The sequence below is a fragment of the Streptomyces sp. CBMA29 genome (assembly GCF_014596445.1).
Classification (GTDB): domain Bacteria; phylum Actinomycetota; class Actinomycetes; order Streptomycetales; family Streptomycetaceae; genus Actinacidiphila.
Genome location: NZ_MECL01000093.1, coordinates 1 through 13,029 on the forward strand (window position 1 = coordinate 1; position 13,029 = coordinate 13,029).

Here is a 13,029-nt window from a genome sequence, read left to right on the forward strand (position 1 = left end):
GCCGGGCCAGCACCAGCGCGGGCAGGCACAGGGCGGCGGCGCCCAGCAGCAGCCCCGCGAGGTCGCCGGTCGGGCCGCCGCCGAGCCGGGCGGTGACGGCGTGGGCGGTGAGCAGGGCCAGGGCGGCGCCCGGCAGGAAGGCCACGGTAAGCCGTACGTGGTGGCCCAGGACACGGGGCCGCCAGCCCAGGCGGCGGCGCAGCAGCGCGGCGGTGGCCAGCAGGCCGGCCGTACAGGCGAGCGCGTATCCGGCGGCCATGCCGGTGACCGCCCAGCGGGCCGGGAGCAGCGCGTAACAGGCGGCGGCGGTCGCGGCGTTGACGGCGGCGATGAGGACGTTGAGGAAGAAGGGCGTACGGGTGTCGCCGAGTGCGTAGTAGCCGCGCGCGAGGAGGTACTGGCCCGCGAAGGCGGGCAGGCCGGCGGCGAAGGCGACCAGCATCCAGGCGATGGCGCGGGCGTCCGCCTCGCTGGTGGCGCCGTGCTGGAAGACGACGCCGGTGATCTGCGGGGCGAGCGTGAGGAAGGCGAAGACGGCGGGGACGACGGCGGTGCCGGAGACGGTGAGGCCGCGTGTGAGGTCGGCGCCGATCGCCGCGTGGTCGCCGTCGGCCGCGGCCCGGCTCATCCGCGGCAGCAGCGCGGTGGCCAGCGACACGGTGACGATGCCCTGCGGGACGACCCACAGGCTGTACGCGTTGCTGTAGGCCGCGTAGCCGACGCCGGTGGAGTGTCCCGAGGCCAGCGCGCGCAGTCCGGCGGAGGTGGACAGCCGGGTCACCACCCAGTACGCGCCCTGGTTGACCAGGACCAGCAGCAGCGTCCACACGGCGGCCCGCATCGGCTGGGTAAGTCCGGCGCCGCGCCAGTCGAACCGCGGGTGCCAGCGGAAGCCGGTGGCGCGCAGCGACGGCAGCAGCGCGAGGGCCTGTACGGCGATCCCCGCGGTGCTGCCGAGGCCGAGCAGCAGCGCGTCCCGGTGCCCGATGCCCCCGCTCGCGACCGCGAGGTACAGGCCGAAGACGGCGATCACGACGAGGTTGTTGAGCACCGGGGTCCACATCATGGCGCCGAACCGGTCACGGGCGCCGAGCACCTGGCCGAGGAGCGTGAACAGGCCGTAGAAGAGGATCTGCGGCAGGCAGTAACGGGCCAGGGCCACGGTCAGGTCGCGCTGGCCGCCGCTGAAGCCGGGGGCGTACGCGCTGACCAGCCAGGGCGCGGCGAGCACCGCGAGGGCGGTGACGGCGAGCAGCGCGACCGCGCACAGGGTGAGCAGCCGGTCGGTGTACGCCTGGCCGCCGTCGGCGTGCTCGCGGGCGGCGCGGACGAGTTCGGGGACGAAGACGGACTGGAGGGCGCCGCCGATCATCAGCGCGTAGATGATGTTCGGCACGGTGTTGGCGACCCCGAAGGCGTCTCCGGCCGCCGCCGTGCCGAGCGCCGCGGTGATCGTCGCCAGCCGCAGGAAGCCGGTGGCGCGGGACACCAGCGACCCGGCCATCATCAGACCGCCGCTGCGCCGCAGGGAGTCGGTGTCGCGGGCGTGCGCCCGCCGCCCCTTGCGGTGCGTGGAGCCGTCCACTGCTGAAGTCACCCGTCGGTCCCCTGTTCACGCTGATCGTCCTGTGCCCGGTATCGGCTGGTCGCGGTGGTCGCCGTCCCCTGGGCAGACGCGCAGTCTGCCCCGGCGGTCACGGCTGACGGAAGTCGCGGGGCGGTACGGCGGGTGTCGGAAAAGTCTCTGTCACCTGACGGCCGCGCCGGGCGTGTCCTGTGTGAGCGGGCCGCCCCGGCCCGCCCCGCAGCGCGGAGGACGACGCCTTGACGATGACCACTCACCAGCGTTCCGGCCCCGGCTCCGACCGCGCCGCGGACGACAAGGGCAGCGGGACCGGCATCGAGACCGGCAGCGGGACCGGCATGAGCGCCGGGACCGGTGTTCTGCGGCTGCTGCCGGTGCCCGCCTCCGTGCACGCCGACTTCGTCCGCCGCCCCGGCCCGTACACCGCGAGCTTCCTCCAGACACCCGCCTGGGCGCGGGTGAAGTCCGGGTGGCAGGCCGAGAGCCTGGGCTGGCTGGACGAGCACGACCGGGTGGTCGGCTCCGCGCTGGTCCTGTACCGCCAACTGCCGGGCGTACGGCGGTCGTTCGCCTACCTCCCGGAGGGCCCCGCGGTGGACTGGGCCGATCCGCGCCTGGTCCGCTGGCTCGACCCGCTGCTGGAACACCTGCGCGGTACGGGGGCGTTCGCGGTACGGATGGGGCCGCCGCTGGCGTACCGGCGGTGGACGGCGCGGACGTTGAAGGACGCGTCGGGTCCCGGGCGCCGGGTCGGTGACGTGCTGCCCGACCTGGTCGAGCCGCTGGGCGCGGCGGTCTGCGACCGGCTGCGGGAGGGCGGTTGGCGGCGCTGCGGCGAGGACGGGCAGGGTGTGGGGGTACCTCCCGGGCGGAGCTCTGGGGACGCGCAGCCGCGGCTGGTGTTCGAGATACCGCTGGCAGGGCGCGGTCTGGACGACCTGTGGACCGGCCTCAACCAGGAGTGGCGGCGCAACGTCAAGAAGGCCGCCAAGTGCGGTGTGCGAACGGGCGTCGAGGGCCCGGAGACGCTGCCCGCCTTCCACGAACTGCTGCGGGTCACCGAGGCCCGCGACGGCTTCGACCTCGGCCGTTCGCTGGACTACTACCGGCGGCAGTACGAGGCGCTCAACGCCGAGGAGCCGGGCCGCATGCGGCTGTACACCGCGCGGCACGAGGGCGAACTCCTCGCCGCGCACACGCTGTTGACCGCGCCGGACGGCGGCCGGGCCTGGTACCAGACGGGTGCCTCCGCCGACCACCGCCGCGAGGTGCGGCCGAGCAACGCGCTCCAGTGGCGGATGCTGTGCGACGCGCAGGCGAGGGGCGCGGCGGTCTACGACATGCGCGGGGTGCCCGACGGCCTCGACCCGGCGGCGCGCGCCTACGGGCTGCTGCGCTGGAAGTTGGGCACCGGCGGGGAGGCGGTGGAGACGGTGGGCGAGTGGGAGCTGCCGCTCCAGGGCGCGGTCAACAAGACGCTGCACCGGGCGATGCACGCGTATCTGACCCGGCGTTGAATGCTCCGGCGTTGAATGCTCCGGGGCCATGGGTCACGGGGTCACGGGGTCACGGGCCACGGGCCACGGGGTCAACGCGTAGTCCCGCGAGGGCCGTTGCTCAGGCGGGGCTGGCCGCGGCGCCCATCGGCTGCGTACGGCGTACCGACCGCAGCACGGGCACGACGCTGAGCGTGCCGAGTATCCCCGCGCCCGCGATCACCGCGTAGGGCGGCACCCACTCCGCGACGGCGCCGCCGACCGTCATGCCGACGCCCTGGAGCGTCATGATCCCGGCGCCGAGCAGCGACATGGCCCGGCCGCGCATGTCCTCGGGCACGTCGTGCACGAACCACTTGTCGATGCCGAGCGCGTACGCGGTGGTGATCCCGGTGATCAGCAGCAGCACGATCGCCAGCGGCAGCGAGGGGTGCACGAGGAAGCAGACGAAGGGCAGCATCGAGACGGCGGCGAGCGGGATGGCGATCCGTTCGCGGGCGGCCGGGGTGAGCAGGGTGCCCGCCAGTACCTCGCCGACGACGGTGCCCGCGGGCATCGCGGCGAGCAGGATGCCGAAGCCCGCGGAGCCCGCGCCCGCCGCGTCCGCGTAAGGGGCGGCGACGCCCTCGGCGACGACGCAGAACATCGGCGGCACCCACCACATGAGCATCAGCGAGCGAATCCGCGCGTTGCGGAACAGCCGCCCCGCCGAGCCGATCGAGTCGCGCATCATGGCGCCGGTCCCGGTGACCCGGGCGGGCCGGTCGCGGGTGCCGAAGCGCAGCAGCAGCGCGGAGCTGAGGAAGGTGCCGATCGTCACCAGCAGCGCGGCGCGCGGCGACAGCCACACCAGGACGAGACCGCCGATTCCGTATCCGATGATCTGCGAGCTCTGGCCGACGATCCGCACCAGGGAGCGGCCGAGCACGAAGACGTCGCCCTGGAGGATGTCGGCCAGGCTGGCGGCCCTCGTTCCGGTGAACAGCGGTGTGATCATCGAGACGGACACGCGTAGCACGAAGAGAAGGGCGAGCGGTGTGGCCGGCACGGCCATCACCGCGACGAAGGCGGCACAGAGCAGATCGCAGGCCACCAGGACGCGGCGGGTGGGGTACCGGTCGGAGATTCCGGACAGCAGGATGCCGCTGAGCGCGTAGGGCAGGAAGCCGAGCGCGAAGATCAGCGCGGTGAGGACGGCGGAGCCGGTCTGCCGGAAGACGAGGACGGCCAGCGAGACCTCGGCGAAGACGCTGCCGAGGACGGACAGGACATGCGCGGCGAAGATCGGGCGGAATTCCCTGACCGCGAAAACGGCACCGTAGCCGGTGGGGGTGCTGTCGCCGGTGGCGGCGACGCCGCTGGTAGGAGGCGTGCCGTGGCCCTTCCCGTGGGTGGTGGGAGCGGGCTGCGAACCGGTCGGCGATGGGGTGCGTCCACCTGGTGGGGGGTGCTCGCTGTCCGTTGTCATGACATCACCCTGGTGGCATGAGCACTGCATATCGTAGTGTTTCGGACTGAGCCGAATCTTGGGGGTCGTGATGTCGTTTCGTATGCGATTTGCGGCTGAGGACCTTTTGCGGTGCCGCTTCGCCATCTCGCCGCTGCGGGAGACCCAGGGGGCGATACGTACCCTGTCCCGGCCGGACCGACACGGCTACCACCTGCCCTGGTTGCGGCAGGTCAGGGCCGCGGCGGCCGGTCTCGACCTGGCTCCGCTGTGGCTGCTGGCGCCGGACCACGGGCACCCCCCGGACTTCCTGCACCCCTCGCCCCAGGCGCCCCTGGGCACCCTGGACGACGAACTCGACGTCGTACGGGCCACGGACCCGGACGAGGCGCACCGCCAGATCCAGGCCGCGCTGGCCCAGACACCGGGCGCGGAACACGGCAAGCGGGGCCGCGCGATGCTCGCCGATCCGGCCGGAACCGTACGGCAGTTGGCCGGTTTGTACGAGCATGTGTGGGCTGCCCTGCTCGCCCCGCACTGGCCCCGGCTGCGGGCGGTGCTGGAGGCGGACATCGCCTATCACGCGCGGCGGCTGGCGGACGGCGGCATGCAGCGGCTGTTCACCGCGCTGCACCCGAAGCTGAGCTGGTCGGAGGGCGCGCTGACGGCGGCGGGGCACACCTCGCACCTGCCGGATTTCAGCGGCCAGGGGCTGGTGCTGGTGCCCAGCGTCTTCTTCTGGCCCGAGGCGGGCAACGCCTTCGACCCGCCCTGGCAGCCCACCGTCGTCTATCCGGCGCGCGGCATCGGCGGGCTGTGGGCCGAGACCGGGCCGACCGCGTCCGCCGCGATGATCGCGCTGCTCGGCGCCAACCGGGCCGCGATCCTCAGCGACCTCGACGCGCCCAGCACCACGACGGCGCTGGCCCACCGGCACGCCCTCGCGCTGTCGTCGGTCTCCGCGCATCTGGCGGTGCTGCGCGACGCGGGTCTGCTGGCGTCACGGCGCTACGGGCACCAGGTGCTCTACGAGCGGACGCCGCTGGGGATCGCGCTCACGACCGGCGGGCTGTTCTGAGCGGGAGAAGCGTGAGAAGCAGAGGACGCAGAGGACGCGGAGGACGCGGAGAAAGGGGAAGAAGGGGCCCGACGAGGGGCGCCCCGCTACTGCGAGAGGTAGCGCTCCACCGTCTCGACCTTCGAGGTCAGTCCGTCCGTCACGCCCGGCCTGATGTCGGCCTTGAGGACCAGCGACACCCGGGGCGCCCGCGCCTCGACCGCGGCGACGGCTCGCCGTACGACGTCCATCACCTCGTCCCACTCGCCCTCGACGGAGGTGAACATCGCGTCCGTACGGTTCGGCAGCCGGGACTCGCGGACCACGCGGACGGCGTCGGCCACGTACTCGCCGACGTCCTCGCCGACGCCCAGCGGGGTGATGGAGAAGGCGACGATCACGCGCCGACCGCCTCGCCCTGAGCGCCGCGCGCGGCCACGACCGACTCCTCGGACTCGCGGCGCAGCATCCGCTCGGCGAAGAAGCCGCCGGTGGGCAGGACGGACAGCACGAAGAAGAGGGCGCCGCGGGCCGGCGACCACTTGGCGCGGCGCCAGGCGTCCGCCCAGAAGACGACGTAGAGGACGAACAGCACTCCGTGCACCATGCCCATGACGGGCACCGCGTTGAAGTCCGTGGTCCGTTTGAGTACCGAGCAGACCATCAGCAGCAGGAACGACACCGCTTCCGGTGCGGAGATCAGACGGAGCCTGCGCAGGGCGGTGGCGGTCTTCAGGTCCACGAGAACCTCACTGTTGGTGACGGGAAACCGCCTTGTGAACGTGATCACAAGACCACCCCATTATCACCGGCCCGTATCGATGGTCCGCCCCGGGGGTAGGAAACCGCGGGGCGGGCGATAGCGTCCCTGTCCACGACACGACCCGTACGCACCACCCGCACGACGTGATCCGCACGACCTGACCGACCACCCAACGGGGACCGAGACACGATGACGATGGACTGGGACCGGCGGCACTGCGCCCGCAAGGGGCACATCACCTACGCGCCCGACGAGAACCACCTGCGGCAGAAGCTGCACGCGAGCACCGCCGTCGGCACGGTGTGGCGCTGTCTGCGCTGCGGCGACTTCGTCCTCGGCGACCCGCACGGCAGCGGCCCCGCCGACCGCGCCCCCGAGGTGCCGCGCGGCCGGGCGCTGCGCGACCTGTTCATCCTGCGCTTCCTCGCCGTCGAGCGAATCCTGCGCGGGCTGCTGGTCCTGATCGCCGCCTGGGCGGTCTGGCGGTTCAGCAACTCGCAGAACGCGGTGCGCGACCTGTTCGAGAAGGACCTCACCGTCTTCAAGCCGGTCGCCGAGCACTTCCACTACGACCTGGACCACTCGCCGGTCGTCGACACCATCCGCAAGACCTTCGACTACAAGCACTCCACCCTCCAGCTCGTCGCCGCGCTGCTGCTGGCGTACGCGCTGATCGAGATCATCGAGGGTTTCGGCCTGTGGTGGGGCAAGCGATGGGCGGAGTATCTGGCGGTGGTGGCGACCGCCGCGTTCCTGCCGATCGAGGGCTACGAGCTGACCGAGCGGGTCAGTTGGTTCAAGGTCGCCACGATCACCCTCAATGTGCTGGCCGTCCTCTACATCCTGCTCGGCAAGCGGCTGTTCGGGCTGCGCGGCGGCCACAAGGCGTTCGAGGCGGAACGCCGGGGCGCGTCGCTGCTCGAGGTCGAGGAGGCGGCGGGCGAGGTGCCCGGCGACCACGCGCCCAAGCCGCCGCTGCCCGTACGGCAGCGGTCCACGGCGGACGGCGTCTGATCCGCGATGCCACGTTTCCGGCTCCAGGGCACCCGGGTGCTCGCCGTGGACCTCACCGGCGACACCGTCAAGGCGAAGAACGGCGCGATGGTCGCCTATGAGGGCGAGATGACGTTCAAGAAGATGACCGGCGGCGGCGAGGGCCTGCGCGGCCTGGTCACCCGCCGGATCACCGGCGAGTCGATGGCCGTCATGGAGGTGAAGGGGCACGGCACCTGCTACTTCGCCGACCGCGCCACCGAGATCAATCTGGTCCGGCTGAACGGCGAGAAGCTGTACGTGGAGGCGAGCAATCTGCTGGCCACCGACTCCGCGCTGCGCACCGGCACCACCTTCACCGGACTGCGCGGCGCCTCGCAGGGCAACGGCCTGTTCACCACGACCGTCGAGGGCACCGGGCAGGCGGCCGTGATGTCCGACGGGCCCGCGATCGTGCTGCGGGTGTCGGCCGCGACGCCGCTGACCGTGGACCCGGGCGCGTACATCGCGCACACCGGGAATCTGCGGCAGCAGCTCCAGCACTCGGTGGGCTGGCGCACGGTGATCGGCGAGGGTTCCGGCGAGAGCTTCCAGATCCGCTTCGAGGGCGAGGGGCTGGTGTACGTGCAGCCCAGCGAGCGCACCACGATCGGGGGTCAGCTCTGATGCCGTTCACCAGGATCAACTCCAAGATGGTGGAGGCCGGGATCGCCCCAGGCCAGCGGATGTTCAGCCAGCGCGGGGCGATGCTGGCGTACCGCGGGGAGGTCTCCTTCACGCCGAGCATCACCGGCGGGCAGGGCGGTGTGATGTCGATGATCGGCCGCCGGGTCGCCAACGAGGCGACGCCGCTGATGACCATCGAGGGCGAAGGTTCGGTCATGTTCGGGCACGGCGGGCACCACATCCACTGCGTCGACCTCGCTGGCGAGACGCTGTACGTCGAGGCCGACCGGCTGCTCGCCTTCGACGGCTCGCTCCAGCAGGGCACCATGTTCATGGGTTCGCAGGGCGGTGTCATGGGCGTGATACGCGGTCAGGTCACCGGGCAGGGCCTGTTCACCACCACGCTCCAGGGCAAGGGCTCGGTCGCCGTCATGGCGCACGGCGGCGTCATCGAACTGCCCATCGCCCCGCAGCACCCGGTGCACGTCGACCCGCAGGCGTATGTCGCCCACCGCGGCGACGTACGCAACAAGCTGTCCGCGGCGCTGGGCTGGCGCGAGATGGTCGGGCGCGGTTCGGGCGAGGCGTTCCAACTGGAGCTGTCAGGGCAGGGGATGGTCTACGTACAGGCGTCGGAGGAGAAGCTGTGAGCGTCCCGATGACCGGTGACGGCGGCGGGCCCGTGGTGTACGACCCGTACACGCTGCCGGTGAACGACAACGTCAACCCGTACGCCTTCTCCGTGGAGCTGAACGGGCAGTGGTTCCTCCAGAAGGGGAAGATGATCGCCTATTACGGGCAGGTCGACTTCCACGCGATCGGGCACGGCCCGCTGGACCGGCTGGTCGCCACCAGCTTCCACTCGCCGCTGCACGCGGCGGACTGGGTGGTGGCGCAGGGGCGCGGCAAGATGCTGCTCGCGGACCGGTCGTACGACATCAATTCGTACGATCTGGAGGACGGCAATCTGACCATCAGGTCGGGGAATCTGCTGGCCTTCGAGCCCACGCTGGCGCTGAAGCAGTCGATCATTCCCGGCTTTCTGACGCTGATCGGCACGGGGAAGTTCGTGGCCGCGTCCAACGGCGCGGTGCACTTCGTGGAGCCGCCGATCCGGGTCGACCCGCAGGCGCTGGTCGGCTGGGCGGACTGCCCCTCTCCCTGCCACCACTACGACCACGCGTATCTGCGCGGTGTCCTCGGCGGTATCCGGGCGATGACCGGGATCGGCGGGGCGTCGGGCGAGGAGCACCAGTTCGAGTTCGTCGGCGCGGGGCAGGTGCTGCTCCAGTCCACCGAGACGCTGATGGCCGAGGTCAACACCGGCGGCGTGCCGGGACAGGCCGGACCAGGGGTCCCCGGCGCGGGCCCCCCTGGGCAGGGCCGTTCCGGACGGTGACCGTCCGGCTACCCTGACGATCATCCGCGGTGTGACCGCCGGTAGAATTCACCCTATGGAGACCGTGACAGCAGAAGCTGAAGGCGCTACGGCTTGGCTCACCGAGGACGAGCAGCACGCCTGGCGCATCCATCTGGACGTCAGCCGGCTGCTCATGTACCAACTCGAGCGGGACCTCCAGTCCTTCGGCCTGACCAACAACGACTACGAGATCCTGGTCAACCTCTCCGAGGCCGAGGAGCGGCGGCTGCGCATGAGCGATCTGGCGCGCTCCACGCTCCAGTCCAAGAGCCGCCTCTCGCACCAGATCACCCGCATGGAGTCGGCCGGTCTCGTCCGCCGCGAGAACTGCGAGTCCGACCGCCGCGGTCTCTACGCGGTCCTCACCGACCAGGGCTGGGCCACCATGCGCCAGGTCGCCCCCCGTCATGTCGCCGCGGTCCGCGCCCACTTCATCGACCTCATCACCCCCGAGGACCTCGCGACCTACCGCCGCGCCCTGGCCCCGGTCGCCGACCACCTCCGCGCAGTCCGCGAGAAGTAGCCTTCCAGGCCGGATCAGGCGAAGTCCGACGCGCCGAGGTCGATCGTGAGGGCGTTGCCGCAGTTGTGGGTGAAGGCCGCCGTCATGCCGTCGGCCTCCGCCCGCACGAACGGATTCGACCGGCTCAGCGACACCAGCCCCCTCCTCCCCGTCCGGACCGGGTACGCCCGTCCCGGACGCCCTAACTCGCCGTCAGGCCGGCGATCAGTTCGTCGGCTGCTGCGTAGGGGTCGAGGGTGCCTTGGGTGACGCGCTCGGCGAGGGAGTCCAGGCGCTGGTCGCCGCGGAGGTCGCCGATGCGGGAGCGCAGGGCGGTGACGGCGATGTGCTCGACCTCGGTGGCGGCGCGGGCGCGGCGGCGGGTGGCCAGGACGCCGTGCTCCTCCATCCAGGCGCGGTGCTTCTCCAGGGCTTCGACGACTTCGTCGATGCCCTCGCCGCGCGCGGCGACGGTCTTGACGATGGGGGGCCGCCAGTCCCCCGCCTCGCGGGCTTCGCCGAGGCCGAGCATGTGGTTCAGCTCGCGGGCGGTGGCGTCGGCCCCGTCGCGGTCGGCCTTGTTGACCACGTAGACGTCGCCGATCTCCAGGATTCCGGCCTTGGCGGCCTGGATGCCGTCGCCCATGCCGGGGGCGAGCAGCACGACGGAGGTGTCGGCCTGCGCGGCGATCTCGACCTCGGACTGCCCGACGCCGACGGTCTCGACGAGGACGATGTCGCAGCCCGCCGCGTCCAGCACCCGGATGGCCTGGGGGGCGGCCCAGGCCAGGCCGCCGAGGTGGCCGCGGGTGGCCATCGAGCGGATGTAGACGCCGGGGTCGGAGGCGTGCTCCGACATCCGGACCCGGTCGCCGAGCAGCGCGCCGCCGGAGAACGGCGAGGACGGGTCGACGGCGAGCACGCCGACCCGCTTGCCCGCCTTGCGGTACGCGGTGACCAGCGCCGAGGTGGATGTCGACTTGCCGACACCGGGCGACCCGGTGAGGCCGACCACGTACGCGCCGCCGGTCAGCGGCGCGAGCGCGGCCATCACCTCGCGGAGCTGCGGGGACGCCCCCTCCACGAGCGAGATCAGCCGGGCCACGGCCCGCGGCCCGCCCTGCCGCGCCTGCTCGACCAGGGCAAGGACGTCCACCATCTGGCTCCTCCCGATTCCCGCGATACCTACAGATACCGATGTCAGTTTCCGGCCACCGTGATGATCAGCGCGTCACCCTGTCCGCCGCCCCCGCACAGCGCCGCCGCTCCCGTACCGCCGCCGCGCCGCTTCAGTTCGAGGGCCAGGTGCAGCACGATACGTGCTCCCGACATGCCGATCGGGTGCCCGAGGGCGATGGCGCCGCCGTTCACGTTCACCTTTTCGGGTGTGACGCCCAGGTCCTTCATCGACTGGACGGCGACGGCCGCGAACGCCTCGTTGATCTCGATGAGGTCGAGGTCGTCCACGGTCAGGCCCTGCTTGCCGAGCGCGTGCCTGATGGCGTTGGACGGCTGGGACTGGAGCGAGTTGTCCGGGCCCGCGACATTGCCGTGGGCGCCGATCTCGGCGATCCAGCTCAGCCCCAGCTCCTCCGCCTTGGCGCGGCTCATGACGACCACGGCGGCGGCGCCGTCGGAGATCTGCGAGGCCGTACCTGCGGTGATCGTGCCGTCCTTCTTGAAGGCGGGCCGCAGCTTGCCCAGCGACTCGGCGGTGGTCTCCGGCCGGATGCCCTCGTCCTGGCTGAAGACCACCGGGTCTCCCTTGCGCTGCGGGATCTCGACGGGGGTGATCTCGGCGTCGAAGACGCCGTTCTTCTGCGCGGCGGCGGCCCGCTGGTGGGACAGCGCGCCGAACTCGTCCTGCGGGGCGCGCTCGATGCCGAGCCGCCCGTTGTGCGTCTCGGTCGACTCGCCCATCGCGATGTTCTCGAAGGCGTCGGTCAGCCCGTCGTACGCCATCGCGTCCAGCATCTCGATCGCGCCGTACTTGTGTCCCTCGCGGGACTTGGGCAGCAGGTGCGGGGCGTTGGTCATGGACTCCTGGCCGCCCGCCACCACGATGTCGAACTCGCCGGCCCGGATGAGCTGGTCGGCCAGCGCGATGGCGTCGAGGCCGGACAGGCACACCTTGTTGACGGTGAGCGCGGGCACGCTCATCGGGATGCCGGCCTTGACCGCCGCCTGCCGGGCCGGGATCTGGCCCGCGCCCGCCTGGAGCACCTGGCCCATGATCACGTACTGCACCTGGTCGCCGCCGATTCCGGCGCGGTCGAGCGCGGCCTTGATCGCGACACCGCCGAGGTCCGATCCGGAGAAGGTGCGCAGGCTGCCCAGCAGCCTGCCCATCGGGGTTCGGGCACCTGCGACGATCACGGATGTACGCGCCTGGCTGGTCATGGTGCGGCCCCTTCGGCTGAAGAGAGAAGTTAACGAGGGTTATCGTCAATGTACTGAGGGGTAGGCCGCCGGGTCACCCGTCGGAACGTGTGACGGCGCGCACGTTGCGTGACCACACACCCGTGCGGTGCACTGTGTCCATGGCTACTGGGCTGACCCGCATCGACCACATCGGCATCGCCTGCTTCGACCTGGACGCGACCGTCGAGTTCTACCGTGCCACCTACGGCTTCGAAGTGGCGCACAGCGAGGTGAACGAGGAGCAGGGCGTACGCGAGGCCATGCTCAGGATCAACGGCACGGACGACGGCGGCGCCAGCTACCTCCAGCTCCTGGAGCCCACCCGTGAGGACTCCGCGGTCGGCAAGTGGCTGGCCAAGAACGGCGAGGGCGTGCACCACATCGCCTTCGGCACCGCGGACGTGGACGCCGACGCCGCGGCGATCCGCGAGAAAGGCGTACGGGTGCTCTACGACGAGCCGCGCAGGGGCTCGATGGACTCCCGGATCACGTTCCTGCACCCCAAGGACTGCCACGGCGTACTGACCGAGCTGGTCACCTCGGCGGAAAAGACCACGGCAGGGACCGCGAAGGGCTCCCGGGACCACTGACCCAACCCCCGCCCCGCCCGGTAGAGTGACCGGGCCGACCGGGGTGGGTCCATAGGTACTGGGCACGCGGGTACGCTCGCGCTCCGCGG

General features: G+C 71.6%; 14 protein-coding genes. 8 read left to right on the top strand and 6 right to left on the bottom strand.

The genetic code is table 11. The features are described from left to right. Positions 1 to 1,507, bottom strand: a 1,507-nt coding sequence (gene murJ, locus BGM09_RS14145; protein WP_188281962.1) for a murein biosynthesis integral membrane protein MurJ, incomplete at its 3' end; no start/stop codon positions are given. Positions 1,508 to 1,923: 416 nt separating this feature from the next. Between murJ and BGM09_RS14150 the strand changes: the two genes are divergently transcribed. Further along, complete coding sequence (locus BGM09_RS14150; protein WP_188281963.1) at positions 1,924 to 3,102, top strand: peptidoglycan bridge formation glycyltransferase FemA/FemB family protein; 1,179 nt, start codon at positions 1,924 to 1,926, stop codon at positions 3,100 to 3,102. 100 nt (positions 3,103 to 3,202) lie between these two features. Here BGM09_RS14150 and BGM09_RS14155 read toward each other — a convergent pair whose 3' ends face one another. After that, positions 3,203 to 4,549 carry an MFS transporter gene (locus BGM09_RS14155; protein WP_188281909.1) on the bottom strand — a complete coding sequence of 449 codons (1,347 nt, stop codon included), beginning with the start codon at positions 4,547 to 4,549 and terminating at the stop codon, positions 3,203 to 3,205. Between the two features lie 70 nt (positions 4,550 to 4,619). Between BGM09_RS14155 and BGM09_RS14160 the strand changes: the two genes are divergently transcribed. After that, on the top strand, positions 4,620 to 5,606 hold the full coding sequence (locus BGM09_RS14160) for an ArsR/SmtB family transcription factor (RefSeq protein WP_188281910.1): 987 nt from the start codon (positions 4,620 to 4,622) through the stop codon (positions 5,604 to 5,606). Positions 5,607 to 5,692: 86 nt separating this feature from the next. Here BGM09_RS14160 and BGM09_RS14165 read toward each other — a convergent pair whose 3' ends face one another. Further along, positions 5,693 to 5,986: an MTH1187 family thiamine-binding protein gene (locus BGM09_RS14165; protein WP_188281911.1), complete on the bottom strand. Its 294-nt coding sequence runs from the start codon at positions 5,984 to 5,986 to the stop codon at positions 5,693 to 5,695. Next, positions 5,983 to 6,327: a DUF3817 domain-containing protein gene (locus tag BGM09_RS14170; RefSeq protein WP_188281912.1), complete on the bottom strand. Its 345-nt coding sequence runs from the start codon at positions 6,325 to 6,327 to the stop codon at positions 5,983 to 5,985. Before BGM09_RS14170 ends, BGM09_RS14165 begins: the two co-directional genes overlap by 4 nt. A gap of 210 nt (positions 6,328 to 6,537) precedes the next feature. On the opposite strand from BGM09_RS14170, the gene BGM09_RS14175 reads away from it, so the two are divergent. From BGM09_RS14175 to BGM09_RS14195, 5 genes are read left to right on the top strand one after another with little or no spacing between them, the layout of a single operon-like run. Next, a complete protein-coding gene (locus BGM09_RS14175) occupies positions 6,538 to 7,362 on the top strand; it encodes a DUF2127 domain-containing protein (protein ID WP_188281913.1) in 825 nt (274 codons plus the stop codon). A 6-nt stretch (positions 7,363 to 7,368) separates the two neighbouring features. Beyond that, positions 7,369 to 8,007 carry an AIM24 family protein gene (locus BGM09_RS14180; protein ID WP_188281914.1) on the top strand — a complete coding sequence of 213 codons (639 nt, stop codon included), beginning with the start codon at positions 7,369 to 7,371 and terminating at the stop codon, positions 8,005 to 8,007. Then, positions 8,007 to 8,657, top strand: a complete 651-nt coding sequence (locus BGM09_RS14185; RefSeq protein WP_188281915.1) for an AIM24 family protein — start codon at positions 8,007 to 8,009, stop codon at positions 8,655 to 8,657. Before BGM09_RS14180 ends, BGM09_RS14185 begins: the two co-directional genes overlap by 1 nt. An 8-nt stretch (positions 8,658 to 8,665) precedes the next feature. After that, entirely contained in the window at positions 8,666 to 9,406 is a 741-nt protein-coding gene (locus BGM09_RS14190; RefSeq protein WP_188281964.1) for an AIM24 family protein, read from the top strand. 55 nt (positions 9,407 to 9,461) lie between these two features. Beyond that, positions 9,462 to 9,950 (top strand): MarR family winged helix-turn-helix transcriptional regulator, encoded by a 489-nt coding sequence (locus BGM09_RS14195; RefSeq protein WP_188281916.1) that lies wholly within the window; start codon positions 9,462 to 9,464, stop codon positions 9,948 to 9,950. Positions 9,951 to 10,131: 181 nt separating this feature from the next. Here BGM09_RS14195 and meaB read toward each other — a convergent pair whose 3' ends face one another. After that, entirely contained in the window at positions 10,132 to 11,088 is a 957-nt protein-coding gene (gene meaB, locus BGM09_RS14200; RefSeq protein ID WP_188281917.1) for a methylmalonyl Co-A mutase-associated GTPase MeaB, read from the bottom strand. A 41-nt stretch (positions 11,089 to 11,129) separates the two neighbouring features. Next, positions 11,130 to 12,329, bottom strand: coding sequence for an acetyl-CoA C-acetyltransferase (locus tag BGM09_RS14205; protein WP_188281918.1), 1,200 nt, complete (start codon positions 12,327 to 12,329; stop codon positions 11,130 to 11,132). A 140-nt stretch (positions 12,330 to 12,469) separates the two neighbouring features. Between BGM09_RS14205 and mce the strand changes: the two genes are divergently transcribed. Further along, positions 12,470 to 12,940, top strand: a complete 471-nt coding sequence (gene mce, locus BGM09_RS14210) for a methylmalonyl-CoA epimerase (protein ID WP_188281919.1) — start codon at positions 12,470 to 12,472, stop codon at positions 12,938 to 12,940. The last annotated feature ends 89 nt before the right edge of the window (positions 12,941 to 13,029 follow it).

What these genes read in the sequence shown, in the direction of transcription:
- BGM09_RS14155 (WP_188281909.1), bottom strand. Translation starts at nt 4,549, where the DNA reads ATGACAACGGACAGCGAGCACCCCCCACCAGGTGGACGCACCCCATCG.
- BGM09_RS14160 (WP_188281910.1), top strand. Translation starts at nt 4,620, where the DNA reads ATGTCGTTTCGTATGCGATTTGCGGCTGAGGACCTTTTGCGGTGCCGC.
- BGM09_RS14195 (WP_188281916.1), top strand. Translation starts at nt 9,462, where the DNA reads ATGGAGACCGTGACAGCAGAAGCTGAAGGCGCTACGGCTTGGCTCACC.
- BGM09_RS14180 (WP_188281914.1), top strand. Translation starts at nt 7,369, where the DNA reads ATGCCACGTTTCCGGCTCCAGGGCACCCGGGTGCTCGCCGTGGACCTC.
- BGM09_RS14175 (WP_188281913.1), top strand. Translation starts at nt 6,538, where the DNA reads ATGACGATGGACTGGGACCGGCGGCACTGCGCCCGCAAGGGGCACATC.
- meaB (WP_188281917.1), bottom strand. Translation starts at nt 11,088, where the DNA reads ATGGTGGACGTCCTTGCCCTGGTCGAGCAGGCGCGGCAGGGCGGGCCG.
- mce (WP_188281919.1), top strand. Translation starts at nt 12,470, where the DNA reads ATGGCTACTGGGCTGACCCGCATCGACCACATCGGCATCGCCTGCTTC.
- BGM09_RS14185 (WP_188281915.1), top strand. Translation starts at nt 8,007, where the DNA reads ATGCCGTTCACCAGGATCAACTCCAAGATGGTGGAGGCCGGGATCGCC.
- BGM09_RS14150 (WP_188281963.1), top strand. Translation starts at nt 1,924, where the DNA reads ATGAGCGCCGGGACCGGTGTTCTGCGGCTGCTGCCGGTGCCCGCCTCC.
- BGM09_RS14190 (WP_188281964.1), top strand. Translation starts at nt 8,666, where the DNA reads ATGACCGGTGACGGCGGCGGGCCCGTGGTGTACGACCCGTACACGCTG.
- BGM09_RS14205 (WP_188281918.1), bottom strand. Translation starts at nt 12,329, where the DNA reads ATGACCAGCCAGGCGCGTACATCCGTGATCGTCGCAGGTGCCCGAACC.